Origin of the sequence: Acidovorax radicis (assembly GCF_020510705.1) — a bacterium.
Taxonomy (GTDB): Bacteria; Pseudomonadota; Gammaproteobacteria; order Burkholderiales; family Burkholderiaceae_C; genus Acidovorax; species Acidovorax radicis_A.
Genome location: NZ_CP075184.1, coordinates 545,015 through 570,488, shown reverse-complemented (window position 1 = coordinate 570,488; position 25,474 = coordinate 545,015). Strand labels below are relative to the sequence as shown.

Genomic DNA, 25,474 nt, shown 5'->3' with positions numbered 1-25,474 from the left:
GAAAGTTGTATAGACAAATTGAACAACTGGCGCCAGCTTAGAGCGCGCGCATGTAGGTTTCATGACAACCAGCACCCTTTTCCCCAGTCCCGCGCAATCACCCGTTCCGCCACCGCGCCCGGCGCGCGACAGCTTCTGGACGCGCATCGCCACCGAGCTGGCAGGCGCCATCGGCAGCGGTGTCTATGCGCCAGGCGATCGCCTGCCCTCAGAGCACGCCCTGGCCGAGCAATTCGGCGTGAACCGCCACACCATCCGCCGGTCTCTGGCCAGCCTGTGCAGCCAGGGCCTGGTGCGCATCACGCAGGGCAGCGGCACCTATGTCGAAGACTTCGCCGTGGACCTGGCGCTGGGCAAACGCACCCGACACCAACAGGGGCTGGCGCAGGCCGGCCTGCGCGGCAGCCTGGTGGTGCTGGGTGAACAGACCGTGCGCTCCACCGCCGCCTTGGCCAAGGCACTGCAGGTGCCCGCCCGCAGCCCACTGCTGGCGCTGCGCGTGATGGGCGAGGCCGAAGGCCAGCCCCTGCACCTGAGCGAGCGTTACTTTCCCCTGCCCCGCTTTGAAAGCCTGGCGGCCGTGGTGCGCGAGACCGGCTCCATCACCGCCGGGTTTGCCGCCCATGGCGTGGCCGACTACACCCGGCGCGAAAGCCGCATCACCGCCGAGCTGCCCAGCGCCGAGGTGGCCGCGCAGCTGCGCCAGCCCGCCACACGCCCCGTGCTGCTGGTGGAAAGCCTGAACGTGGACCTCGCAGGCACGCCCATTGAATGGGCCCGCGCCTGGTTTGCGGGCGACCGCGTGAAACTGACCATTGACCACCATGAACAACACTGACGCCACCACCGCCCACCATCGCTATGCGGTGTATTTCGCCCCCAACCCCGGCAGCCTGGGCTGGCTGGCGGGTAGCCACTGGCTGGGCCGCTGCGCCGCGCTGCTGCAACCGCTGCAGCAGCTCGCCATCGAAGGCGTCGCCGCTGACGACTTGTACCGACTGACCGCCGCGCCCCGGCGCTATGGCTGGCACGCCACGCTGAAGGCGCCCTTTGCGCTGGCGCCCGGCACCGACTGGATCACGCTGCACCAGGCCGTGCAGGCCGTGGCGAGCAACCTGCAGCCCTTTGCGCTGCCGCCGCTGCAGGTGGAGCGCCTCGGCGACTTCCTGGCCCTGGTGCCCACACCATCGCATGCGGCCAACGCCAAGATCCACGAGGCGGCGGCTGCGTGCGTCACCGCGCTGCAACCCCTGGCCGCCCCGCTGTCCGATGCCGAACTGGCCCGCCGCCGCGCGGCCGGCCTCACGCCCCGGCAAGACGCATTGCTGCAGCGCTGGGGCTATCCATTTGTGCTGGAGGAATTCCGCTTCCATCTGTCCATCACCGGCAGCCTGGCGCAGGTGGACGCACAGACCCAGGCACTGGTGCTCGACGCCGCGCAGGAGTTTTTCTCTGACCTGCCCATGCTCAAGTTCAACAGCCTGGCACTGTTTGCCGAGCCCACGCCGGGCGCAGACTTTGTGCTGCTGGACCACCTGGAGATGGGTGAATGACAACAGCCCGGATGATCTACTGCATGGGCCCTTCGGGTGCGGGCAAGGACAGCCTGCTCGACTGGCTGCGCGCGCACCTGCCCACCCCTTGCCCCGTGCACTGGGCGCAGCGCACCGTCAGCCGCACAGCAGTGCCCGGCGGCGAAGCCCATGAAAGTGTTTCGCCTGAAGCATTTGCGGTGTTGCGCCATGAGCAGGCGTTTGCCCTGCACTGGGACGCCAATGGCCTGGGCTACGGCGTCCGGCATGCGCAACTGGCGCCCCTGGCCCAGGGCGAATGGGTGCTGCTCAATGGCTCGCGCGCCTACCTGCCCGACGCCCTTGTACGCTTCCCCGACCTGGTGGCCGTGCACATCACCGCCAGCCCGCAGGTGCTGCGCGAGCGGCTGCTGTCACGCGGCCGCGAAACCCCCGATCAGGTGGAGGCCCGGGTGCAGCGCGCGCTGGCCTATACACCGCCGCCAGGCGCTGCCAGCCTGGAGGTGCACAACAACGGCACGCTGAGCGACGCAGGCCAGCAGCTGTTGCACGCGCTGGCGCAACTACCGGGCTGGCCCGTGCGCAGTGGCAAACTTTCACCCCTTGCCCCCGTCCTTTTGTAACCCCACCATGACCGCCATCACCATTTATCACAACCCAAAATGCGGTACCTCCCGCAACACGCTGGCCATGATCCGCAACAGCGGCGTGGAGCCCGAGGTCATTGAATACCTCAAGACCCCACCCGACCGCGCCACGTTGGTGGCCTTGATCGCTGCCACGGGCGAGCCGGTGATCAACGCCGTGCGCACCAAGGAAGCGGTCTTCACCGAGCTGCAACTGGGCGCGCCGGGCGTCACCGATGCACAACTCGTTGACGCCATGCTGCAGCACCCCATCCTCATCAACCGCCCCATCGTGGTCACGCCGCTGGGCACACGGCTGTGCCGCCCCTCCGAGAAGGTGCTGGAGATCTTGCCCACGCCGCAGCAAGGCGCCTTCACCAAGGAAGATGGCGAGGCGGTGATGAATGCCCAGGGCCAACGTGCCTGAGGCCATTGCACGCACCCACGCCGCTGCGCCCTGCACGGCATGAGCGCCGCCTCACAGCGCTGGACCGTGGCCCGCCTGGGAACCGCCCAGACCCTGGCCTGGGCTTCGTCCTACTACCTGCCCGCCATGCTGGCCGTACCCATGGCGCGCGACCTGGGGGTGGCCACCCCCACCGTGTTCGCGGCGTTCTCGGTGGCACTCATCGTCTCGGCCCTGCTCGGGCCCCTGGCGGGTCGGACCATCGATCGCCATGGTGGCCGCCCGGTGCTGGTGGGCACGAACCTGCTGTTTGCGGCCGCTCTGGCGGGCATGGCGCTGGCGCAAGGCCCCGTGGGCCTGTTTGCCGCCTGGGTGCTGATGGGCGTGGCCATGGGGTCCGGCCTGTACGAAGCCGCCTTTGCCACCCTGGTGCGGCTGTATGGCCAGGGCGCACGCGGCGCCATCACCGGCATCACGCTGATTGCGGGTTTTGCCAGCACGGTGGGCTGGCCGCTGTCGGCCTGGATGGAGGTGCAGTGGGGCTGGCGCGGCGCGTGTGCGGGCTGGGCCGCATTGCACCTGCTGGTGGGGGTGCCGTTGAACGGCTGGTTGCCGCGCATCGCGCCCGAAGAGGATGGCCAGACCCCAGCAGCCGTTGCACCCTCCACCCCCGCCGCCACCACAACGACAGCCGCATCGCCGGCCCCAGACCACGCGCTGCGCACCACCGTGCTGCTGTCCTTCGTGTTTGCCGTCACCTGGTTCACCAGCACGGCCATGGCGGCCCATCTGCCGCGCCTGCTGCAGGCCAGTGGCACGTCACTGCAGGCAGCGGTGGCCATGGCGGCGCTGGTCGGCCCGGCCCAGGTAGCGGCGCGGCTGCTGGAGTTTGGCTTTCTGCGCCGCCTGCACCCGCTGCTGTCGGCGCAGCTGGCGGCGGCCGCACACCCGCTGGGCGCAGCCTTGTTGATGGTGGTGGGAGGGCCTGCGGCGGCGGTGTTCACCGTGCTGCATGGGGCGGGCAACGGCATCCTGACCATTGCCAAGGGCACGCTGCCGCTGGTGCTGTTTGGGCCGGCAGGCTACGGTGCCCGCCAAGGCCTCATGATGGTGCCCGCCCGCGTCGCACAGGCCTTTGCGCCGGTGCTGTTCGGCATGCTGCTCGATGGTGTGGGCGTGGCGGCCCTGTGGTCCACCACACTGCTGGGCCTGGCCGCACTGGGGGCTTTGTGGATGCTGCGGCCGCTGGCACAGCGCTGATCAACCGCGCGGCACCACAAACTCTGCGCGCGCCTGCAGCGCCGTGGCGCGCGCATGGCAGCCTTCCAGGTGGTCGTTGACCAGCCCCATGGCCTGCATGAAGGCGTACACCGTGGTGGGGCCCACAAAACTCCAGCCACGCTTTTTCAGGTCCTTGGACATGGCAATCGATGTGGGCGAAGTGGACAAGGTGCGCGCCACTTCGCGCGTGATGCGCTCAGGCCGGTCGGCAGCAACTGGCTCGTAGCGCCACGCGTAGTGCGCCAATGATCCAAACTCCCGCCGCAACTCCAGCACCCGGCGCGCGTTGTTGATGGTGGACTCGATCTTGCCCCGGTGGCGCACGATGGTCGCATCCTGCACCAAGCGCTCGACATCGGCAGGGCCGAAGGCAGCGACCTGTTCGGCATCGAAGTTCGCAAACGCGGCGCGAAAGCCCTCGCGCTTGTTCAGGATGGTCAGCCAGCTCAGGCCCGACTGGAAGCCCTCCAGGCACAGTTTTTCGAACAATCGCCGGTCATCCGCCACCGGGAACCCCCATTCATGGTCGTGGTACTGGCGGTAAAAGGGTGTGGCCTGGCACCAGGCGCAGCGCGGACAATCGGCCTCGTCGGCAAACAGGCCTGTAGGCAGTGCAGGCAACGGAGGCAGCTCGGGGGTGGGGTCAGCAGTCATGCGCCACATTCTAGAAACCGCTGCAGCCAGGCTGCTGACACCCCTGCCCGCGTCCCGCGCGATCTGCCCATAAACTGCCCGCATGCACCAGCCCTTTCACCGCCTGCGGGCCATGCCCACCCTGTTGTTCTGCCTTGCACTGGCCGGGTGCACCAGCACGACCGGGACGCTGGGCTACTACTGGCAATCGCTGCGCGGGCATCTGCAGCTCATGCAGGCGGCCGAGCCTATTGACCGCTGGATAGCGCGCCCCGACATCGCCCCCGCCCTGCGCGAGCGGCTGCAGCTGGCCCAGCGCGCCCGGGCTTTTGCCGTGGCCGAAATGGGCCTGCCCGACAACGCGAGCTACCGCCGTTACGCCGACCTCCAACGCAAAGCGGCCGTGTGGAACGTGGTGGCTGCGCCCCCCTATGCGCTGACGCTGCACACCTGGTGTTTTCCGGTCACAGGCTGCATTGGCTACCGGGGCTACTTCACCGAGGCCGATGCACAGGCCGAAGCCGCACAACTGGCCGCGCAGGGCCTTGAGGTGGAGGTGTATGGCGTGCCCGCCTATTCCACACTGGGCTATATGAACTGGGCGGGGGGCGACCCGCTGCTGTCCACCTTCATCGCCTGGCCCGAGGGCGAGTTTGTGCGCCTGCTGTTCCACGAGCTGGCGCACCAGGTGGTGTATGCCGAGGGCGACACCCTGTTCAACGAATCTTTTGCCACCGCGGTGGAGCGCATCGGCAGCGCAAGGTGGCTGGCCACAGAAGCCAGCCCCACAGCGCGCGAGGCATTCGCCACCAGCGAGGCGCGGCGCATCGCGTTTCGGGCGCTGACACGCGCCACCCGGACGCGGCTCGCAGACATTTATGAACAAAAAGAGGCTCTAGCGCTTACACAGCAATCGCTACCAGCTATCAAAAATGAAGCAATGAACAGGTTTCGCGCCGAATACGCGGCCCTGCGCGCGCACTGGCTCACGCCGGGCGGCGCGGGCCCGGTGGCAAGCACGGCGCAGGTGGCAGGCTATGACCGCTGGGTGGCCAAAGCCAACAACGCCAGCTTTGCCGCCCAGGCGGCCTATGACGAGCTGGTGCCAGCTTTTGAAGCCTTGTTTGAGCGCGAAGACCGGGACTGGCAACGCTTTTATGATGCGGTACGGCGGCTGAGCCAGCAGCCGCAAGCACAACGCCACGCGGCCCTGCAAGCCTTTGTACCCCGCCCCACAACATCCGCCAAGGAGACACCCGGTGCCTGACATCCATATCCATCGCGACCACCACCTGGGCTTTCTGGAAGCCCGCAAGATCGCCTTTGCCTGGGCCGAAAAGGCCGAAGAGAAGTTCGACATGGAATACACCTATGAAGAGGGCGACACGCAGGACACGCTGGTGTTCAGTCGCACCGGGGTCAAGGGCTTTTTGCTGGTGGATGCCCACCGGTTCGAGATGAAAGCACAGCTGGGCTTCTTGCTGGGCGCCTTCAAGGAGCGCATCGAATCCGAGATCGGTGATCAACTCGATGCCTTGCTCAAGGCGCCCCACCCAGGCGCCCAAAAGACGCCTGCGGCCGCCGCAGGCAAGGCCCACAAAGCTGCGGCAGCCACAGCCAAAAGACCTGCACCGGCCGCAGCCGCAGCCGCAAAAACCAAGAAAAAAGCGTGAGCGCGGCCATGGTCAGCACCCCACCACCCCCAGCAGCGAACAGCCACGCGGAATCTGATGCGTTCCACGCACTGTCGGCACTGCTGCACACCCGCTACAGCTGCCGCGCTTTTGTGCCCGACGCTTTGCCGCGCGCCGCCATCGAGCAGATTTTGGCCACGGCGCAGCGCACCGCCTCGTGGTGCAACGCACAACCGTGGCAGCTGACCATTGCCAGCGGTGCCACCCTCTCCCGCTTGCGCGACGCGTTGCAGACACACCTGGCGGCCGCCTCCTCCCCCAACCCCGACCTGCCCTGGCCCCGCGAATACCGGGGCGTGTACCAGGAGCGGCGGCGGGCATGTGGCTGGGGGCTTTATGACGCGCTGGGCATCGCCAAAAGCGACCGTGAGGCGTCGGCCCGCCAGGCGGCGCAAAACTTCACCATGTTTGGGGCACCGCATGTGGCCATCGTCACCAGTGACGAGGCGCTGGGTGTGTATGGCGCGGTGGATTGCGGCGCGTATGTGAGCAATTTCATGCTGGCCGCTCACAGCCTGGGCGTAGGCTCCATCGCGCAGGCCGCGCTGGCGTCTTACCCCGGCGTGCTGCGCGAGGTGCTGGGCATTGGCGCAGACCGTACCATCGTCTGTGGCATTTCGTTCGGCCATGCCGACCTGCAACACCCGGCCAACCAGTTCCGCACCACGCGTGCGCACCCTGGCGACAGCGTCATCTGGCGGGACTGAGCCACAGAGGGCAGCACCAGCACCTCAACACCAGGGTCGAGGTGTGGCGTCAGGCCACTACACGCAGTCGCGCACCGTGCGGGTGCAGCGCACCGAACAGGTCTTTCGGATCGTCCAGCGCAGGGATCAACGCAATGGGCTGGCCCACCCCTAGCGCGCGGGCCATGTCGCGCATGAACCGCAACGCAGAAAAGTCCTCGAGCGCAAAACCGACCGAATCAAACACCGTCACCTGCGCATCGCTGGCGCGCCCCCCACGCATGCCGGCCAGCACCTCCCACAGCTCGGTCACGGCAAAGTCCGCTGGCAGTTGCTGGATGTCGCCTTCGATGCGTGTTTGAGGGGCGTATTCGACGAACACGGCCGCCTGGCGCAGCACATCGGCATGCAGCTCGGTTTTGCCCGGGCAGTCCCCGCCCACCGCATTGATGTGCATGCCGGGCGCCAGCATGTCGGGGGTGAGGATGGTGGCGTTGGTCTTGTCGGCCGTCACCGTGGTGACGATGTCGGCGCCGCGTGCGGCATGGGCCGCACTGGTACAGACCACCGTGGTGAGCCCGGTTCCTTGCAGATTGGCTTGCAGCTTGGCGGTAGCGCCGGGGTCGCTGTCAAACAGGCGCAGCGTGTCGATGCCCAGCAGGTGGTGAAACGCCAGCGCCTGGAACTCGCTTTGTGCCCCGTTGCCCACCAGGGCCATGGTGCGGCAACCAGGGCGCGCCAGGGCGAGGGCGGCAACCGCCGACGTGGCGGCCGTGCGCAACGCGGTGGTGAGTGTCAGCTCGCTGAGCAGCACTGGCGCGCCGGTGGCCACATCGGCCAGCACGCCAAACGCCATCACCGTGGACAAGCCCAGACGGGTGTTGCGCGGATGGCCATTGACGTACTTGAACGCATAGGTCTGATCGTCGGCAATGGGCATGAGCTCAATCACGCCATCGGGTGAGTGGCTGGCCACGCGGGACGACTTGTCGAATGCATTCCACCTCAAATAATCGGCACGAACATACTCGGCCATGCCACGCAGGCAGGGGCCGATGCCCATGCGGCGCACCAGCTCGATGGCGTCTGGGGCGCTGAGATAGAGCGTCTGAATGGGATGTGGGGGCTTCATGGTGCTTGTCTCCTTGAACGGGGCGTACAAACAGTCTCCTGGAGCGCCGCGGCAATGTGAACCCACCAACTTGCGTCAAATCGTCAGGCTGCCTGGCGATATGCCACCGCCGATTGCCGCTTTGCGCTTTGTGTTGGGTGTTTCACCCTGCAAACGCACCGCATCTGCGCCAGGCTGGCTGCAGAACGTTTGTGGGCAAAATACCTTGGCGGCGCCCTGCCGTTCAACGCCCACCACCCGCCAGAGCAGCACATCCGCGCTCCCCAAATGCACCCATCGCCGCGACCCATGAACACCTTTGACATTCTCATCAGCGAAGTAGGCCCGCGTGACGGGCTGCAATCCGTCAACGCCACCATGGGCACCGCAGACAAGCTCCTCTGGATCAATGCGCTGGCGGCCGCTGGCCTGCGCGAGATTGAAGTGGGATCGTTCGTGCCCGCGCGGCTGCTGCCCCAGATGGCCGACGTGGCCGAGGTGGTGCGGCACGCGCTGACCCTGCCGGGCATCACGGTAATGGCGCTCGCCCCCAATCTGCGGGGGGCCGAGGCGGCGTTTGCAGCAGGCGTGCACAAGGTGACCTTGCCCGTGTCGGCCAGCGCCGCACATTCGCTGGCCAATGTGCGCAAGACACGCGAGGCGATGGTCGAAGAGGTGCGCGCGGTGGTGCACCTGCGTGACGAACAGGCGCCAGGAAAACGAGTCGAGGTGGGCCTGTCTACCGCTTTTGGCTGCACGCTGCAAGGTGCGGTGCCCGAAGACGAGGTGATCTGGCTCGCCGCCCAGTGTGCAGCGGCCGGGGTGGACGAGGTGGGGCTTTCTGACACCACCGGCATGGCCAACCCGGCCCAGGTGCGCCGCCTTTTCACGCGCCTGCGCGCCGAGCTGGGCGACAAGGCGGGCGCGGCCCACATGCACAACACGCGGGGCCTGGGGCTGGCCAACTGCCTGGCCGCTTATGACGTGGGGGTGCGCACGTTTGACGCGTCGATGGGAGGGCTGGGGGGCTGCCCCTACGCACCGGGGGCTTCGGGCAACGTGGTGACCGAAGACCTGGTTTTCATGTTCGAAGCCATGGGCCTCCGCACCGGGGTGGACATCAACCGCCTTCTCCAAGCACGCCAGCCATTGGCCGATGGCCTGCCCGGCGAGCCGCTGTATGGCATGACCCCGCAAGCCGGTCTACCCAAAGGCTGGGAGCAACCGCCCCCCCTGCGCTGACCTTGCTCGTGTAGTCCCACGGCAGGAGGCAGCGCCTGGGGCGCGCATCAAAAAAGGCGACCCAGGTCGCCTTTTTTTCGTTGGAGGCAGCCGCTTGGCGCCGCCGGCCCACCGGTCAGCTCAGTGAGGTGATCAGGTCGATGTACTGCTGCTTGGCGGCATCGGCTTCGGTGCCCTTGAGGTTGTTCCACGCATCCCACTTGGCGCGGCCCACCATGTCGGAGAAGCTGGGCTTCTTTTCGGCGTTGTCACCGGCGGTCGCCTGCTTGTACAGCGCATAGATCTTGAGCAGTGTGGCGTTGTCAGGGCGTTCGCTGAGGTTTTTGGAATTGGCCACAGCGGCTTCAAAAGTGGCATTCAGATCGGCCATGTTGGTTGCTCCTGGATGGAAAAAACGAAAGTGAAAGGGGAGGGAAAGAACGGTGTCGGCAAAGGATTGCTGCGTTGTATCTTACGGGCTGTGCGCCGTGACAGGCAGCGCAATCCGTAGAGGAAAAGCTCCAAAAACAACCACAACAGGTTTACATCTGATGGTGACCCGCACAACAGCAGCCCCAAGCCCCTCTCCCCGCCCGCGCCCAACGCCTGCCCTCCCGGCCCAGGGCTCGCCGAGTGCGCCACCGCTGCGCCCGGGAGCCCGCAAAGCCGCAACGATGGTGCAAAAAAACGTTCGCCGCGCCGCCACAGGCATGCTGGGCTTGTCCGGGGAGCGCATGAGCAAGGTCGACACGGCATGGCTGCGCATGGACTCGCCGCACAACCTGATGATGATCAACGGCGTATGGACACTCTCGCCCGGCATTGGATGGCAAGCTCTGTGCGAACGTGTGCAGCAGCGCTTGCTGCAGTACCCCCGCTTTCACCAGCGGGTGGTGGAGGACGCTGCGGGGGCCACCTGGGTCGAGGACCGCCACTTTGATATCACCGCCCATGTGGTGCGCGAGAAGCTCCCACACAAAAGGGGGCACAGCATGCAGCGCGCGCTGCAAGAGCGCGTGGGTGAACTCTCCATGCAGCCGCTGGACCCGCGTCGCGCCCTGTGGCAGATGCACCTGATCGAGGACTTTGTGGGCGACGACGGTCAGCCAGGCAGCGCACTCATCGTGCGCATCCATCACTGCATTGCCGACGGTATCGCATTGATATCCGTCACCATGTCGCTCGTGGACGGCGGCGCCGAGCCCCCCAAACGCCAGCGCAAGGCATCCAGGGAGGCCGCGTCCGCCGAAGACTGGATTGCCGACGCTTTGATACGGCCCCTCACGGGTCTGACCGTGAAGGCGCTGGACCTTGCCGGTCACGGAGCCGCCAAGTCACTGCAAATGCTGGGAGACCCGGAGAAGGCCATGCACCATGGCGTGGCGGGCACGATGGACATGGCGCGCGCGGCCTACCAGCTGGTAAGTGACGCGGCGGCCCTGGCGCTGATGCCCGACGACTCGCCCACGCGGCTGAAAGGCCAACCGGGCCGCGCCAAACGGGTGGCCTGGTGTCCACCTATTGCGCTGGACGATGTCAAGGCCATTGGCAAGGCGCTCAACTGCTCCATCAACGATGTGCTTTTGTCTTGCGTGGCGGGCGCCCTGGGCGGTTATCTGCGCAGCCAGGGTGACGATACGGTGGGCCAGGAGATCCGCGCCATGATTCCGGTGAACCTGCGGCCCATGGAGGAGTCCTGGAAACTCGGCAATCACTTTGGCCTGGTGCCGCTGGTACTGCCCATTGGTGTGGCCAACCCCGTCGAGCGCGTGTACGAAATACGCAAACGCATGAATGCGCTCAAGGGCAGCACCCAACCCGTCCTGGCATTTGCGATGCTGGCCGTGGCGGGCCTGATGATCAAGCCCGCGCAGGATGCCCTGCTCAACCTGTTTGGCCGCAAAACCACGGCCGTGATGACCAATGTGCCCGGGCCCAAGGAGCCGCTCACGCTCTGCGGCTCGCGCGTGACACAGTGCATGTTCTGGGTGCCGCAGTCGGGCGACATTGGTCTGGGCGTCTCCATCCTGAGCTATGGCGGGGGCGTGCAGTTTGGGGTGATCACCGACACGACGTTATGTCCCGAGCCACAGCAGATCATCGATGCCTTTGCGCCTGAGTTCGACCAGCTTTCGTTGCTCGCGCTGATGCTGCCATGGGGCGACTGATCGCATCCAAACCGTCGGTGCTCCGGTCGCCCACCCACCTGGCATGGATGGTGACCGTGTTTGTCTCCGCAGGGGCAGCGCACGCAGCGGTAGAGGAAGAGAGCATCCAGCGGCCCTACGTGGTGCATGCCCAGCCAGGCCAAACCCTGCGCCAGGCCCTCCGGGCCGCCACCCCCATCACCGTGGACGGGGAGCGCTTTCATGGCTACACCCGCTGGAACGTGCGCTGGACGTTCCGCTGGTGGCGCGAGGCCTCGGGCCGCTGTGCGATCACCGAGGTCACCACCCGGCTGCGCACCGAGGTGCAACTGCCCCAGCTACAAGGAGCCAGCCCGGCGCAGCAGGCAACGTTCGACCGGTATCTGCACGCCTTGTCCCACCACGAGCAAGGCCATGCGCAGTTCGGGCGCGATGCGGCGCACGCCATCGACCGGGGCATCGCAGAATCGCCCGCCGCGCCCGACTGCGCCACGCTGGAGCGCGAAGCCAACGCGCTGGGCCACCGCGTGTTGCGTGACTACATGGAACGCGAAAGACAGTATGACCAGCACACCGGCCACGGTGCCACGCAAGGGGCCAGGCTGGATTGACGCCCTCTGTGCCTGACGGCAGCACGCCATGCCAGCAACCTGCATCAAGGACCGGTCCATCCGGTCCGATGGCGGCCTCTTCTTCTGGCGCGTGGGCCGCCGACACGGCGAACCAGCGGGTACTGAGCAGCCCAGGGCGGTGAACCTGGGCCACTTCGATCTGCGTCTTTCGACGCGTTACACGACGGCCTGCCCTGCTTGAAGTATCGAAAGCGCCCACAATGACTCGGCCACAGGCGACATCTCGGCACGCTGCCGATACAGGCGGATCTGCACAGGCACATTCCAGCGGCCGTCTCCCGCCGCCACCAGCGTGCCCGCACGCAGCTCGTCGGCAATGAGGCTCTGCGGCAGCCACGCCACACCCCGGCCTTCTTGCGCCATGGTCTTGAGCAACACGGCGTGGTGCGCCGTGAACACCACGGCCACCCCGCCAGGCGCTGCCGAGTCGGCACCTTCCGCCAACACACCGCGCATGCGGGCCCGCATGATGCGCCCCAGGCCCGAGGCCTCGCTGTAGGTCAGCCCAGGGACAGCGCCTTGCTGCCCCAAAGCATGCAGCGGGGCACCTGCAGCGCCAGCCGGATCAGGCGCGCTGACGGGCAACAGCATGTCATCGGCCAGCCGCAGCATGGGGTACTGCGCTTCGTCCAGCCGCCCGGGCACATCGGCATGACCGTGGCACAGCACAAACTGCACGCGGCGCTGCAGCATGAGATCTTCACAGGCCTGTGAGCTGTCCGACATGGTCTGGATAGGCCCCAGCCTCAGCCGCGCTTCCATGCCCACCAGCCAGCGCGGAAAGAAGGTGAGCGACAACACATGCGTGGCCGCAAAACGCAGGCTGGCGGCTGCCAGGTCGTGCGCTGCGCGGGCCTTGATGCGTGCGGCCTCAAGATTGGCCAGCACGCCTTCCAGCAGCGGCAGGAACCGCAGTCCGGCGGGGGTGAGCGCCGCCGGGTGCGCGCTGCGGTCGAAAAGCTCCACACCCACCCAGTCTTCCAGCGCCCGGATGTGGCGGCTGAAGGCGGGTTGGGCGATGGCGCGGGCCTCGGCCGCACGCGAAAAATTGCCGGTCTCGGCCAGAGCGAGGAAATCCTCCAGCCATTCCAGGTCCAGGGGTCGGTTGCCGGGTCCCATGCGCTCCGTTCGGTTCAAGACCAGTTAGATAGATGTATGCGATTCGGGTATTGGACGGCAGGCGCCCCGCAGGAAATGATCCACCCCGTTGTTCAAACGCTCTTGCATCACGGAGACAAAAGCATGCCTGCCATCTCGAATTATCGCGGGATCATCCCCGCCATTTCCTGCCCCTTCACCCCCGACCACCGCATCGACGAGCCCGCGCTGCGCAAGCTCGCCGCCTGGCTGGCGGGCCACGAGGGCGTGGTCGCCATCATGACCAACGGCCACACGGGTGAAGTCTTCTCGCTTACACCGATCGAACGGGCCGAGGTTACGCGCATCGTGGCCGACGAGCTCAAGGGTCGCATGCCGGTGATTTCATCGATCGTCTGCGAAGGCCTGGCCGACGCGGCCGAGCACGCCCGTGCTGCTGTGGCGGCAGGGGCAGTGGCGCTGGATGTGATGCCGCCCCACCACTGGCTGCGCTTTGGCTTCACGCCTGGCCACGCGCTGCAGTATTTTGAAGCGATCCACCAAGCCGCGCCCAATGCCGACCTGGTGTGCCACGTCTACCCCGCGTGGACACGCGCCTCGTACTCTTCACAGTTGCTGGCCGACCTGGCCCGGTTGCCGTACCTGCAGGCCTTCAAGGTGGGCCAGCGCGACATGAACAAGTACGCCCGCGACATCCAGGCGATCCGCGAGGCCGATGCCTCCAAGGCCATCCTGACCTGCCACGACGAATACCTGCTCGCCTCCATGGTGCAGGGCGTGGACGGCGCGTTGGTGGGCTTTGCCACGTTCATTCCCCAACTCATCATCGACCTGTGGAACGCCGTCAAGGCGGGCGATCTGAAGAAATCCATGGCCGTGCAAGCCCTCATCACCCCACTGAAAGACGCGGTGTATGGCGGCGGCGAGCCCACCGGCGAGGCCCATGCCCGCATGAAGGGTGGCATGTACCTGGCTGGCGTGATCGACGACGCCACCGTGCGCCCACCCACCGAGGCGCCCAACGCCAAGGAAGTCGAGGCGCTGCGCGCGGCCGTCAAGCAGGCGGGGCTTCTCAAACGCTGAGCGGCGCGCACAAAGCGGGGTTTTGAGCCCCCCCGCGCCTGGAGTTCTCATAACAACCCGACAGGAGACAAGACACCATGCAACGCAAACATTTCATCCGCGCCGTCCTTCGCACCGCTTTCGGCGCCGCCACGCTCGCCATGGCGGCCAGCGGCTTTGCGCAGTCCTACCCCAGCAAGCCGGTGCGGGTCGTGATCCCCTTTCCCCCAGGTGGCACGCTGGACACCGTGGGCCGCATGCTGGCCCAGAAGCTGGGCGAGCAGATGGGGCAAAACTTCATTGTGGAGAACAAACCCGGCGGCAACGGGGTGATCGGCGGTGACACGGTGGCCAAGGCCCCGGCAGATGGCTACACGCTGCTGTTCAATGCCTCCACGTTCACGACAGCACCCATGACCATGAAGGCCGTGCCCTACAGCGTGAACAAGGATTTCGCGCCCGTCGCACTGGTAGCCAAAGCGCCGCTGTCGGTGGCCATCAACAAGAAACTGCCCGTTACCGATATCAAGTCGCTGCTGGCCTACGCCAAGGCCAACCCGGGCAAGATGACATTCGCCGTGGGCTCCATCGGCTCGGCCGGCCACCTTTCGACCGAACTCCTCAAACGCGCGGGCAACCTCGACTACCTCATCGTGCCGTACAAGGGCACGGCGCCGGCTTTTCAGGATCTGATCGGCGGGCAGATCGATGGGTTCATTGACCCCATCCTGGGCTCGTTGCAGTACCACAAGAGCGGCATGCTGCGCGTGGTGGCCGTCACCTCGGCCCAGCGCGCCGCCAGCCTGCCGGATGTGCCCACCGTGGCAGAAACGATCCCGGGCTACGAGTTCTATAGCTGGTACGGCCTGTGGGGCCCGGCCAAGCTGCCTGCAGACATCACGCAGCGCCTGAATACCGAGGTGAACAAGGCGTTGGCCGAGATGGGCCCCAAGCTCAAGGAACAAGGGCTGCTGACCACACCGGGCAGCGTGGAGGACTTTGCGAAGTTCCAGCACAGCGACATGGAGCGCTCGCAGAAGATCGTGACCGAAGGGAACATCCGTGTCGAGTGATGCCCGCCACGCCGTCGTTACCGGCAGCAGCAGCGGTATCGGCCGGGCGATTGCCGAGGCGCTGCTCGGCGCCGGCTGGCAGGTCAGCGGACTGGATGTGGCCCAGGCCTCCATCGTTCACCCGGCTTTCGCGCATGTGCCGGTGAACCTGGCCGATGGCGCTGACATTGCCCGCGTGGCTGACGCCTTGCCTGCCGTGGACGCCCTTGTGCATGCCGCCGGTGCCCTGCGCGTCGGGCCCTTGGGCCAGCTCGACCATGCGGGCGGCGAACTGATGTGGCGCCTGCATGTCGATGCCGCCACCCGTTTGGCCGATGCCATCGTGCCCGGCATGGCCCAGCGCGGCCAGGGGCGTGTGGTGTTCATCGGCAGCCGCGTGGCGCAGGGCATGGCGGGGCGCGGGCAGTATGCCGCGACCAAGGCCGCGCTGACCGCACTGGCACGCAGCTGGGCCGCCGAGGTGGCAGCGCAAGGCGTGACGGTGAATGTGGTCTCGCCCGCCGCCACCGCCACCGGCATGCTGAGCGACCCGGCCCGCCAGGGCAGCGCGCCGCGCCTGCCACCCATCGGCCGCCTGATCGAGCCCGCCGAGATTGCCGCGCTGGTGGGTTTTCTTTTGTCCGACCCTGCCGCCGCCATCACGGGGCAGGACATCGCCATCTGCGGGGGCTCTTCGCTCGCCCGCTGATATTTCCTTCTTCCGCCCTCTTCTCCTCTTTGCCAGAGAACGCGACCACCATGAAGATCGTCAACATCCTCGAATCGACCCGCCCGATCAAGTCGGACATCCGCAACGCCTACATCGACTTCTCGAAGATGACGCTGAGCCTCGTGGCCGTCGTCACCGACGTCATCCGGGACGGCAAGCCCGTGATCGGCTACGGCTTCAACTCCAACGGCCGCTACGGCCAGGGCGCACTGATGCGCGACCGCTTCATCCCGCGCGTGCTGGAAGCCGAGTCCGGCAGCCTGCTCGACGCCACCGGCGAGAACCTCGACCCGCACAAGGTCTGGGCGCGCATGATGATCAACGAGAAGCCCGGCGGCCATGGAGAGCGCTCGGTGGCCGTGGGCACCATTGACATGGCCGTGTGGGACGCCACTACCAAGATCGCAGGCAAGCCGCTGTTCCAGCTGCTGGCCGAGCGCTACGGCAACGGCACGCCCAACCCGCGCGTGTTCGTCTATGCCGCCGGCGGCTACTACTACCCTGGCAAGGGCTTGGATGGCCTCAAGAAGGAAATGGAAAGCTACCTGGCGCGCGGCTATTCGGTGGTCAAGATGAAGATCGGCGGCGCTACGCTGGCCGAGGACTGCGAGCGCATCGAGTCGGTGCTGAAGATCCTGGGCCCGGGCCAGCAGCTGGCGGTGGACGCCAACGGCCGGTTCGACCTGCACACCGCCATTGAGTACGGCAAGGCGCTGTCGCAGTACCCGCTGTTCTGGTACGAGGAGGCCGGCGACCCGCTGGACTATGAGCTGCAAGCCAAGCTCGGCGAGGTCTACAAGGGCCCGATGGCCACGGGCGAGAACCTGTTCTCGATGCAGGACGCGCGCAACCTGATCCGCCACGGCGGCATGCACAAGGACCGCGACTGGCTGCAGTTTGACTGCGCGCTGAGCTACGGCCTGGTGGAGTACCTGCGCACGCTCGACATGCTCAAGGAATACGGCTGGTCCCCCAGCCGCTGCATTCCGCACGGCGGCCACCAGATGTCGCTGGCCATTGCGGCGGGCCTGGGCCTGGGCGGCAACGAGAGCTACCCCGACCTGTTCCAGCCCTACGGTGGCTTCCCCGATGGCGTGAAGGTCGAGAACGGCTACGTCACGCTGCCGCCGCTGCCGGGCATCGGCTTTGAGGGCAAATCGGACCTGATCGCGGAGATGCGCGCGCTGGCATCCTGACGGACGACTGGACGCAAAAAAAAGGCACGCCCAGTGGCGTGCCTTTTTGCATCCAGCACCGCGCTCAGGTCGCAGAGCAGGTAAAGCTCTCGGCCTTGGCCGGATCGTCTGTGCCGTTGTAGCGCGGGAACTTGGGGTACTCGCACACCGGGCGCTGGGCCACGGGTGTGCTGGTGCCGGGGGCAAACTTCGTGGCCACCAGCTTGTCGGGCGCCGTGCCCTTTTCCACCCAGGCGTCCATGGCGGCCAGCAGGTCGATGGAGCGCGGCTCGGTGCCTGCGCCGTCCAGGTCATGCCCGTTGGAGGGCGAGGTGAGCATGCGCGCAAAGCCCTGCACCTTGCTGGCGCCCAGGCGCTGCTTGACGGTGTCGAAGTAGTCTGCCGTGCGGTACAGCGACACGCAGGTGTCGCCCAGGCCGTACCAGATCAGCAGCTTGCCGCCGTTGTCGGCAAAGGCGGAGAGGTCCGGGTCCGTGCCATCGATCATCTCGGCCAGCCGCGCGTACTGCGCCTGGTACTGCGTGGGGTCGTGGCTCAGGATGTTGGCGTTGGGGTTGCCCTCCACCAGGCGCGCGGCTTCCGTCACGGCCATGTGGTTGAACGAATCGGGGGCCTCAAAGCTGGTGCCGAACATGTACGACTGCCAGTCCGAGGTGGACGAGCCGCCCCGACCGTAGCGGGGGTAGCCCACGGCACCGCGCGACAGGGTCACGGGTGTCTTGTGGTCGCTGTAGATGAGGCGGATGGATTCGATCTGGCCAGCCTTGAGGCAGCTGTCGTTGTCCGCACCCTGGCACAGCAGCTCGGTGGACACGTAGTTGCACGCCTCGATGTTGCCGATGATGCCGTCCTTCAGGCCATCGAGGCCATCACACGCCGCCGTCTCGGCCTTGGCATACAGCGCGATCTTGGCGGGGCTGAGCCAGTTGTCGCGGCTCTTGAAGATGTGGCGCAGCACCGTGGGCCCCAGGTTGACCTGGTGCGCCTGCTGGCTGATGGCGGGCTCCATGGCCACCACGCCGTCGTAGTCCTTGGGATACTTCTGCGTGGAGATGAGCCCCGACCGCCCGCCATTGGAGTGGCCCATGTGGTAGCGCCGCATGGGGCGCTTGCCGTAGAACTCGGTGGCGATGGCGGTGCCGACCTCCAGCGCGAAATGGTTGGCGTCGAACGCATGGTTGCGCAGCGCCACATCGCTCTTGCCCCAGGCAAAGCCGCGCACCTGGTGGCCAGAGTCGGAGCTGATCTTCACGTACGGGTTGGCCGACGGGCCCACCAGCTGCTGGTACCACGGGTCGTCGGTGGGTATGAAGCCGTCGAAGCCGCCACCGCCAATGGTCAGCGTCTTGCCGTTCCACTGCGCCAGCGTGGGCAGCTCCACCGCCCAGTTGATGGTGGACTCGGGCGACGAGACGATCTGCCCGCGCACGATGCAGGCATCGGGCAGCGTGGCGTCGGCCTTGCGCAGCTCGGTGCGGGTGACCTTGGCGCCATGCGGCAGGGCACTGGAGGTGTAGGCGGCGCAGGCTTCGGCCAGGGGCTTGGCGGCCAGCGGCGGCGCGCTGCCATCGTTGCCGCCGCCACAGGCGGCGAGTGCCAGCGCGGTGCCCACACCCGCAAGGGGCCAGGCCCAGCGGCGCGGGCTGCAGATGATGAAGGGAGCGGGGGCCAAGGACGGGGCCCTGGAGGATCGTTCGGCTGCGCCCGGGTGGGCCAGGCTGCGGGTGGGGAACATGCGCAAGTCTCCTTGTTGTGAAAGTTCTTTGGGAGCCCGGTGGCTCCAGCCGGAACGATAGGAAAAGGAGACGCGTTAGCAGCCTCTGCAAATGCAGAGGGAGCGGGAAAGCACCAAGGGGCGGACCGCGTCGGTGTGCGGGAGGGGGCCAGACGCGCCAGCGCTGGCCGCCCGCATGGCGGGTGCCGTCAGGCGCGGCGCAGTGCCGCCACCAGCTCCAGCTTGTTGCTCACGCCGAGCGCCGCGTAGGCGGTGCGCAGGTACGTGCGCACCGTGGCGGGCGTGAGGCCCAGCGACGCGGCGATGTCCTTGTGGGAATGGCCGTGTGCGTACAGCATGGCGGCACTCAGCTCACGCGGTGCCAGGGTCGGCTTGTGCTGGCGCGATGCCATGCTGATGGCCACCAGCGGCCCGCAGGGTTCCAGCCGCAGCCGCACGGCCTTGCCCACCGCCAGGGTGCAGGGCGCACGCGTGATCGCCTGCGCCACAGCGGCAGGAAGGTGTGGACCGGCCCATCCGGGACAAGCGTCACCCAGAGCGAGGCTGATGCGCAGGCCGGCAAACAGCAGCTCGCCCGACGACTGGGCCAGTGCGAAGCCGTCCCATGGCCGGCTGGGCGAATCGCTTTGCAGCCGCTGCAGCAGGTGGTGCCAGTGCTGCAGCAGGTGCGCAACGAATTCGCCGAACAGCACGGTTTCGGCATCGCTGAACTCAGGGCGACTGCGCGGCCGGTAGATGGAGACAAAGAACAGCAAGCCGCTGTGCGGCAGTTCCGCCGTCAACGCCATGCAGTGGTGCAGGCCATGCCGCTCGGCAAATGCCACGATGCGCGGGTCTTCGGGCGGGCCGTCGATCACGTCGCGCTCGCGGATCACCTCACCCAGGCGATCCATGGACCGCCGTGCGAACTCATCGACAGCGGCCAGGGCGTTCCATTCCTTCGCAAAGTCCTGGCTCAGCCCGATGCTGCCGTGCAGCCAGTTGCGCGGGCCTGCCTGCACATCGCCCGCAGAGACCTCGCCCCACCACGCGGCATCGAAGGGCACCAGGCCTTGCAGCGCCACCAACGCCTGCTGCAGCAGATGCTGCGGCGGTGTGCCGTGCGCCAGGGCCGCCAGCTGGAGCAGGCCGCGGCTGAGGGTGCGCACAGGGTCTGCGGCGGGCACCGCGACGCCGCGCACGGGCATGGCAGCGCCAAGGGCCGCACGACGGGGCGCAGCGGTCATCGGCATGGGGGTTGCACCCGCATGCGCGCGCTGTTGGCAAAGGCCATGGTGTTGTCTCCTGATTTTTTGCGGATGGTAGCGGGCCGGCGGCCCGCGTGCAGGAGCGTCGTGCAAAAGCGTTGTGCAGGCGCGCTGCGCCACCCATCGCCGCAAAAACAAATCGGCCCGGCAACGCGAAGCTGGCGACTTCGCATGGGCCGGGCTCTGAAGGAGGGCGTCTCACCTGTACGGCGAAACGCTCAGATACTATGATTTTTATAGCTATCAGCGCTTTACATACAAGCGCCAGCGGCCTATTTCATTCAAAAATCAGGCAGCCAGACCATCCACCGCCTGGAACATCGACTGCCGTGCCTGGCTGATGATCTGGCCCTTCCATGCGTCCGTGTCGGTGTAGAAGGCCGCCAGCATTTGTGCCTTGATCTGCGCGGCCTTGTCAGCAGGCGAGTCCGGGTGCAGGTGGAGCCACTGCTCGGCACGGATGGCGTTCATCACATCGAGCACAGGCACGGTGCCGTACTCCATGGCGATGCCGGTGTACTCGGCATGGGGGCATTCGTCGTAGATCGAGGTCCACATCAGGCCGGTGAGAAAGGCCGAGGTGGACGAGCCGTCGTAGATGGAGGTGACCGGCGTGGCGCCGCCGCCGTCCCACCAGGCGCGCGCGCGGGCCACGGCCACGGCGTTGTCATTGCCCGCGTAGATGCGCTCCCCCAGCCCACTGGGGCCCAGGCCCGTGTGCAGGTCGATCCAGGCGATGTGGGACGCACCCGCGCCGTGCTGGCGCAGCACCTGGCGCAGCGTGCGGTTGCTCCAGGTGGGCTCGGTGCCGCCAAAGAACACGCCTTGCGGAAACTCGTGCTGGCCTTGCGAGATGGCGGCCTGCCACGCGGCCTCGCCCTTGGTAGCGATGTACTCCGCCACCGCTGCCTGGTTCTCGGGGCCGGGTGGCCACTGCTCGGGCAGCAGCAGGGGCTGCACCTCGCGGTAGGCGGTGTTCACGGGCAGGGGCTTGCTGAAGTCCTGGAAGTTGCGGTTCAGGTCCACGTTCTCGTGCGTGAAGCGGCGCACATGCGAGAAGCCATACGGGTTCAGTGCGTGGATGTAGAGCGTGGCTACACCGGCATCGTGCGCCTTGGCGCGCCACTCGGCATCGTGCAACGCAAACACCTGCACGCCGCTGCCGCAGTAGCCCTCGACGCCGTGACAGGCGCTGCTCACGATGAGCAGCTTCTTCGCATCCGCCGGGCCGTCTCGCACCACGTCCATGGCCAGGTCTTCGCCGTCGCGGCCTTTGAGCGGGTGGGCGTGCGATTCGATGGGCAGGCTCGCAGCCGCAGCCGCCTCCAGAAACTTCTTGCGGGCCTGCGCGTAGCTGGGCGAGAAGGCTTCAACGATTCCGGTCATGGGCGTGGCTTTCAGGAGTCAGTGGGGAAGACAAAAAGAAAACCCGGGCGCGCGCTCTGCACGCGCCCGGGTGGCGGTTGGGTCAATGCCGCTTCAAGCCGCGTCAGGACAGCTTCATGGCAGCTTCACGCCGCTTTGGCGGGCTGGGCCAGCCATTCCTCTGCCAGCTTGACCCAGTACGTTGCGCCCAGCGGGATCAGGTCGTCGTTGAAGTCGTAGCTGGGGTTGTGCAGCATGCAGGGGCCGCCGCCGTGGCCCATTTCGCGGTGGGCGCCGTCACCGTTGGCGATGAAGCAATAGGCACCGGGCTTGGCCTGCAGCATGTAGGCAAAGTCTTCAGCGCCCATGGTGGGTTCCTGAACCAGCACACGCTCTTCCCCCACGATGGTGGCCATGACCTTGCGCGCAAACTCCGCCTCGGCGGGCGAGTTGACGGTAGGCGGGTAGTTGCGCACGAACTCGAATTCGTAGGTGGCATCGTGTGCAGCGCAGGTGTGCTCGGCCACCTGGCGCATGCGTTTTTCAATCAGGTCCAGCACTTCCACGGTGAAGGTACGCACCGTGCCCTGCAGCTCGACGCTGTCGGGCACCACGTTGGTGGCCTCGCCCGCATGGATCATGGTGACCGAGATCACGCCCGCATCCACCGGCTTCTTGTTGCGGCTGATGATGGTCTGGAAGGTCTGCACCATGCCGCAGGCGATTGGCACCGGGTCGATGCCGGTGTGCGGCAGCGCCGCATGGCCGCCCTTGCCACGGATGGTGATCTTGAACTCGCTGGTCGATGCCATCACCGGGCCGGGGCTCACGGCAAAGGTGCCCACGGGCATGCCGGGCCAGTTGTGCATGCCGTACACGGCCTGCATGGGGAACTGCTCGAACAGACCGTCTTCGATCATCACGCGGGCACCGCCGCCGCCCTCTTCGGCGGGCTGGAAGATCAGGTACACGGTGCCGTCAAAGTTGCGGTGCTTGGCAAAGTGCTGCGCCGCCGCCAGCAGCATGGCCACGTGGCCGTCATGGCCGCAGGCGTGCATCTTGCCCTGGTGCTGGCTGGCGTGGGCGAAGGTGTTGAACTCCTGCATGGGCAGGGCGTCCATGTCAGCACGCAGGCCAATCGCGCGGCCGCTGGCGCCACCGTCGCGCCCCTTCACGATGCCCACCACCCCCGTCTTGCCCAGCCCCCGGTGGATGGGAATGCCCCACTCGGTGAGCTTTTGCGCCACCACGTCGGCGGTGCGCACCTCTTCGAAGCACAGCTCGGGGTGGGCGTGAATGTCCCGGCGCACCGCTGCAATACTGGCCGCCTGGGTGACGATGGAGTCAATAACGTTCATGATATGTGTCCTTACGATCTCACAGTCTAGTCCGACAGCAACTCACGTGCCAACCCGGGTTATTCGCTAGCCACCCCATGATTTCTGCCCACGCCCTCGAACTTGCGCAAACCCTGGTGCGCATGAACACCGTCAGCCACCACTCCAACCTGGAGCTGATCCATTTCATCCGCGACCACTTGGCCAAGCTGGGCGTCAAAAGCCGGTTGACCTTCAACGAGGACAAGACCAAGGCCAACCTGTTTGCCACGCTGGGCGAGAGCAAGCCCGCTGGCGTGATCCTCTCGGGCCACACCGACACGGTGCCGTGGGACGGGCAGGACTGGAGCATGGACCCGCTGAGCGCCCTTGTGAAAGACGGCAGGCTCTACGGGCGCGGCAGTGCCGACATGAAGGCCTTCATCGGCATCGCTGTCTCGCACGCAGAGCAGTTCCTGAACAGCGACGCGCCTTTTGCGGTCCATCTGGCATTCAGCTACGAGGAAGAGATTGGCTGCTTTGGCGTGAAGGAACTCATCGCCGACCTGCGCGACGCCAACATCCGCCCCCTGGCCTGCATCGTGGGCGAGCCCACCAGCATGATCCCGGCCATCGCGCACAAGGGTGTGTACCGCTACAAGTGCTGCGTGCGCGGCAAAGAGGCGCACTCGTCCCTCACGCCGCATTCGGTCAACGCCATCGAGATGGCCGCCCGCGTGGTGGGCCGGGTGCGCGACATGGCGGAAGACTTTGAAAAGAACGAGCCCCGCTTTGAGGGCTTTGACGTGCCCTTCTCCACCACCAGCGTGGGCCAGTTCCACGGCGGCATTGCCGACAACGTGGTGCCGCGCGACGCCGAGTTCCGCTACGAGTTCCGCGACCTGCCCACGGCCAACGCCGCGCAGATGCAGTCCGAGGTGGTGGCTTACGCCAAGTCGCTGGAGCCCGCCATGAAGAAGGTGGCGCCCGCAGCGGGCTTCGAGTTCGAGACGATTTGCGAGATCCCGAGCTTTCTGGGCAGCAAGGACGACCCGGTGACGCGGCTGGCGCAAGAGCTATCGGGCGAAAAAAGCACCACGCTGGTGGCCTTTGGCACCGAGGCGGGGCTGTTCAAGAACGCGGGCATCTCCACCGTGGTGTGCGGCCCGGGCAGCATCCAGCAGGCCCACCAGCCCGACGAGTACGTAAGCCTGGAACAGCTGGGCCGGTGCGAGGCGTTCATGCAGGGGCTGGCGCGCACCAAGTCGTTCGGCTGACTCACAGCAATCGTGTCAGAGCAACGCAAGGGGCGCGAGAACGGCACGGGGCGCGGCCCAGACCAGTGCCACCGTGGAACGGGCTTTGCCAGGCCACCGGGGCGCCCCCAGGGGAAGGCGCGAAGCGACTCAGGGGGTGGCTGACACGCTCGGTCAGGTCCTGACCCGCCCGTCCCCGGTCAGCATGGACATCTCGACAAACTTCGATGCCGCATGGTTGGTGGCGCTGAGTGCCACGGCAAACCCCGAGATGGCCTGGGTGCCGATGGATTCGGTGCCGGCAATCAAACTCTCGCGCGTGACCTTGCCGCTGGCGTGGGCCTGGCGCAGGCCTTCGACAAACAGGCGCGCGGCCACATAGCCTTCCATGCTGGAGTAGTTGGGTTGCACCTTGTCGCCGCCCTTCTTGATGGCCTCAAGAAACTCGCGCGTGATCTGGCGCGACGGCTGATAAGGCGAAGGCATCACCTGCGACACCACCACGCCCGCCCCGTCCTTGCCCAGCTCATCGGCCAGCGCCTGCGTGCCCACAAATGACACGTTATAGAACGTGCCGCCGTAGCCCGCTTTGCGCGCCGCGCGCACAAAGGCCGCGCTGGCCGCGTAGGCCGATATCTGCACCACCGCTTCGGGCTTCGCGGCCACCAGCTTGTCCACGGCCGCCTTCACGTCTGTGGAGTTGCGCTCCACCGTGGCCGTGGCCACTGGCACGAGCTTGAGGTCGGCAAGCGCCTTGGTCACGCCATCGAGCCCCGCCTTGCCGTAGGCATCGTTCTGATAGAACACGCCGATCTTCTTGAGCCCCAGGTTGGTGAGCTGCCGCACGATGAGCGCCGTCTCGTCGTAATAAGACGCGCGCGCATGAAAGATAAGGCGGTTAAACGGCTGGCGCAGGGCCTCTGCCCCGCTGAACGGTGCAAAAAATGGCACCTTGGCCTGGGTGAAGAGCGGCAGCGCTGCCAGGCTGGTGGGTGTGCCGATGTAACCGAACAACGCAAACACGTCATCGGCGATCAGCTTGCGGGTGTTCTCGGCACAACGGTCTGGCTCGTAGCCGTCGTCCATCGAGCGGATCTCGATCATCCGCCGGCCCACACCGCCCTGGGCATTGAGCTGATCAAAACACAGCTTGGCGCCCAGATTGAGTTGCCCCCCCAGTTGTGCGGCCAGGCCCGTGAGAGCCGCCGACTGGCCCAGCACGATGCGGCCTTCGCTTTGCGCGCGGGCGGTGTGAAAGCCCCCCAATGCCGCGGCGCCCAGCCCGATAGAAAACTGCCTGCGCCCCAATGCCATTTGCTTCATGGTGAAATCCCTGCTCTAGTCAAACACTGCGGGGTTGCTGCTGCCGGAGACTGCGGCCATGTGGCTCGCCAGAATACAGTGCAACGGAGTGCACGACAAAGTCACCTGTGCGACATATGCACGCC

The 25,474-nt window shown here is 66.5% G+C and carries 25 protein-coding genes; 16 read left to right on the top strand and 9 right to left on the bottom strand.

Going from position 1 to position 25,474, the window contains the following annotated elements; genetic code table 11:
- Positions 1-61: 61 nt before the first annotated feature.
- From phnF to KI609_RS02565, 5 genes are read left to right on the top strand one after another with little or no spacing between them, the layout of a single operon-like run.
- A complete protein-coding gene (phnF, locus tag KI609_RS02585) occupies positions 62-838 on the top strand; it encodes a phosphonate metabolism transcriptional regulator PhnF (RefSeq protein WP_226446789.1) in 777 nt (258 codons plus the stop codon).
- Positions 825-1,553 (top strand): DUF1045 domain-containing protein, encoded by a 729-nt coding sequence (locus tag KI609_RS02580; protein WP_226446787.1) that lies wholly within the window; start codon positions 825-827, stop codon positions 1,551-1,553. The genes phnF and KI609_RS02580 overlap by 14 nt, the downstream gene beginning before the upstream one ends.
- Positions 1,550-2,155: a phosphonate metabolism protein/1,5-bisphosphokinase (PRPP-forming) PhnN gene (phnN, locus tag KI609_RS02575; protein WP_226446784.1), complete on the top strand. Its 606-nt coding sequence runs from the start codon at positions 1,550-1,552 to the stop codon at positions 2,153-2,155. Before KI609_RS02580 ends, phnN begins: the two co-directional genes overlap by 4 nt.
- A gap of 7 nt (positions 2,156-2,162) precedes the next feature.
- Positions 2,163-2,585, top strand: coding sequence for an arsenate reductase (glutaredoxin) (gene arsC / locus KI609_RS02570; protein WP_226446782.1), 423 nt, complete (start codon positions 2,163-2,165; stop codon positions 2,583-2,585).
- 39 nt (positions 2,586-2,624) lie between these two features.
- Entirely contained in the window at positions 2,625-3,824 is a 1,200-nt protein-coding gene (locus KI609_RS02565; RefSeq protein WP_226446780.1) for an MFS transporter, read from the top strand.
- Here the strand turns inward: KI609_RS02565 and KI609_RS02560 are convergent, their stop codons facing one another.
- Positions 3,825-4,508 (bottom strand): DNA-3-methyladenine glycosylase I, encoded by a 684-nt coding sequence (locus KI609_RS02560; RefSeq protein ID WP_226446778.1) that lies wholly within the window; start codon positions 4,506-4,508, stop codon positions 3,825-3,827.
- Between the two features lie 73 nt (positions 4,509-4,581).
- Between KI609_RS02560 and KI609_RS02555 the strand changes: the two genes are divergently transcribed.
- The 3 genes from KI609_RS02555 to KI609_RS02545 are packed head-to-tail and all read left to right on the top strand — an operon-like array spanning position 4,582 to position 6,879.
- On the top strand, positions 4,582-5,745 hold the full coding sequence (locus KI609_RS02555; protein ID WP_226446776.1) for an aminopeptidase: 1,164 nt from the start codon (positions 4,582-4,584) through the stop codon (positions 5,743-5,745).
- Positions 5,738-6,151: a polyhydroxyalkanoic acid system family protein gene (locus KI609_RS02550; protein ID WP_226446774.1), complete on the top strand. Its 414-nt coding sequence runs from the start codon at positions 5,738-5,740 to the stop codon at positions 6,149-6,151. The genes KI609_RS02555 and KI609_RS02550 overlap by 8 nt, the downstream gene beginning before the upstream one ends.
- Before the next feature lie 8 nt (positions 6,152-6,159).
- Positions 6,160-6,879 (top strand): nitroreductase, encoded by a 720-nt coding sequence (locus KI609_RS02545; protein WP_226446772.1) that lies wholly within the window; start codon positions 6,160-6,162, stop codon positions 6,877-6,879.
- Between the two features lie 49 nt (positions 6,880-6,928).
- Here the strand turns inward: KI609_RS02545 and KI609_RS02540 are convergent, their stop codons facing one another.
- Positions 6,929-7,990, bottom strand: a complete 1,062-nt coding sequence (locus tag KI609_RS02540; protein ID WP_226446770.1) for an ornithine cyclodeaminase — start codon at positions 7,988-7,990, stop codon at positions 6,929-6,931.
- Between the two features lie 288 nt (positions 7,991-8,278).
- On the opposite strand from KI609_RS02540, the gene KI609_RS02535 reads away from it, so the two are divergent.
- The gene (locus KI609_RS02535) at positions 8,279-9,211 is read left to right on the top strand and encodes a hydroxymethylglutaryl-CoA lyase (protein WP_226446768.1); all 933 of its coding nucleotides are present in this window, start codon (positions 8,279-8,281) and stop codon (positions 9,209-9,211) included.
- Between the two features lie 115 nt (positions 9,212-9,326).
- Here the strand turns inward: KI609_RS02535 and KI609_RS02530 are convergent, their stop codons facing one another.
- Positions 9,327-9,581, bottom strand: coding sequence for an acyl-CoA-binding protein (locus KI609_RS02530; RefSeq protein WP_226446766.1), 255 nt, complete (start codon positions 9,579-9,581; stop codon positions 9,327-9,329).
- Between the two features lie 160 nt (positions 9,582-9,741).
- Here KI609_RS02530 and KI609_RS02525 point away from each other — a divergent pair, with 160 nt between their 5' ends.
- Entirely contained in the window at positions 9,742-11,358 is a 1,617-nt protein-coding gene (locus KI609_RS02525) for a wax ester/triacylglycerol synthase family O-acyltransferase (protein WP_413463367.1), read from the top strand.
- Positions 11,346-11,948 carry a DUF922 domain-containing Zn-dependent protease gene (locus tag KI609_RS02520; RefSeq protein ID WP_226446762.1) on the top strand — a complete coding sequence of 201 codons (603 nt, stop codon included), beginning with the start codon at positions 11,346-11,348 and terminating at the stop codon, positions 11,946-11,948. The genes KI609_RS02525 and KI609_RS02520 overlap by 13 nt, the downstream gene beginning before the upstream one ends.
- 177 nt (positions 11,949-12,125) lie before the next feature.
- Here the strand turns inward: KI609_RS02520 and KI609_RS02515 are convergent, their stop codons facing one another.
- Entirely contained in the window at positions 12,126-13,088 is a 963-nt protein-coding gene (locus KI609_RS02515) for a LysR family transcriptional regulator (protein WP_226446750.1), read from the bottom strand.
- Between the two features lie 123 nt (positions 13,089-13,211).
- On the opposite strand from KI609_RS02515, the gene KI609_RS02510 reads away from it, so the two are divergent.
- The 4 genes from KI609_RS02510 (at position 13,212) to KI609_RS02495 (ending at position 17,107) form a co-directional block, all read left to right on the top strand.
- Entirely contained in the window at positions 13,212-14,150 is a 939-nt protein-coding gene (locus tag KI609_RS02510; RefSeq protein WP_226446748.1) for a dihydrodipicolinate synthase family protein, read from the top strand.
- 77 nt (positions 14,151-14,227) lie between these two features.
- Positions 14,228-15,202 carry a Bug family tripartite tricarboxylate transporter substrate binding protein gene (locus tag KI609_RS02505; protein WP_226446746.1) on the top strand — a complete coding sequence of 325 codons (975 nt, stop codon included), beginning with the start codon at positions 14,228-14,230 and terminating at the stop codon, positions 15,200-15,202.
- Positions 15,192-15,890, top strand: coding sequence for an SDR family NAD(P)-dependent oxidoreductase (locus KI609_RS02500; RefSeq protein ID WP_226446744.1), 699 nt, complete (start codon positions 15,192-15,194; stop codon positions 15,888-15,890). The genes KI609_RS02505 and KI609_RS02500 overlap by 11 nt, the downstream gene beginning before the upstream one ends.
- A 50-nt stretch (positions 15,891-15,940) precedes the next feature.
- Positions 15,941-17,107 carry a mandelate racemase/muconate lactonizing enzyme family protein gene (locus KI609_RS02495; protein WP_226446742.1) on the top strand — a complete coding sequence of 389 codons (1,167 nt, stop codon included), beginning with the start codon at positions 15,941-15,943 and terminating at the stop codon, positions 17,105-17,107.
- 64 nt (positions 17,108-17,171) lie between these two features.
- Here the strand turns inward: KI609_RS02495 and KI609_RS02490 are convergent, their stop codons facing one another.
- The 4 genes from KI609_RS02490 to KI609_RS02475 form a co-directional block, all read right to left on the bottom strand.
- Positions 17,172-18,842 (bottom strand): tannase/feruloyl esterase family alpha/beta hydrolase, encoded by a 1,671-nt coding sequence (locus tag KI609_RS02490; protein WP_226446740.1) that lies wholly within the window; start codon positions 18,840-18,842, stop codon positions 17,172-17,174.
- 188 nt (positions 18,843-19,030) lie between these two features.
- The gene (locus tag KI609_RS02485; protein ID WP_226446738.1) at positions 19,031-20,074 is read right to left on the bottom strand and encodes a helix-turn-helix transcriptional regulator; all 1,044 of its coding nucleotides are present in this window, start codon (positions 20,072-20,074) and stop codon (positions 19,031-19,033) included.
- Positions 20,075-20,377: 303 nt separating this feature from the next.
- Positions 20,378-21,475: a M14 family metallopeptidase gene (locus tag KI609_RS02480; RefSeq protein WP_226446736.1), complete on the bottom strand. Its 1,098-nt coding sequence runs from the start codon at positions 21,473-21,475 to the stop codon at positions 20,378-20,380.
- A gap of 125 nt (positions 21,476-21,600) precedes the next feature.
- A complete protein-coding gene (locus tag KI609_RS02475; RefSeq protein WP_226446734.1) occupies positions 21,601-22,812 on the bottom strand; it encodes a M20 aminoacylase family protein in 1,212 nt (403 codons plus the stop codon).
- Between the two features lie 77 nt (positions 22,813-22,889).
- On the opposite strand from KI609_RS02475, the gene argE reads away from it, so the two are divergent.
- On the top strand, positions 22,890-24,047 hold the full coding sequence (gene argE, locus KI609_RS02470) for an acetylornithine deacetylase (RefSeq protein ID WP_226446732.1): 1,158 nt from the start codon (positions 22,890-22,892) through the stop codon (positions 24,045-24,047).
- Positions 24,048-24,200: 153 nt separating this feature from the next.
- On the opposite strand, the gene KI609_RS02465 is transcribed toward argE, so the two are convergent.
- Positions 24,201-25,349, bottom strand: a complete 1,149-nt coding sequence (locus KI609_RS02465) for an ABC transporter substrate-binding protein (protein ID WP_226446730.1) — start codon at positions 25,347-25,349, stop codon at positions 24,201-24,203.
- Positions 25,350-25,474 lie beyond the last annotated feature (125 nt).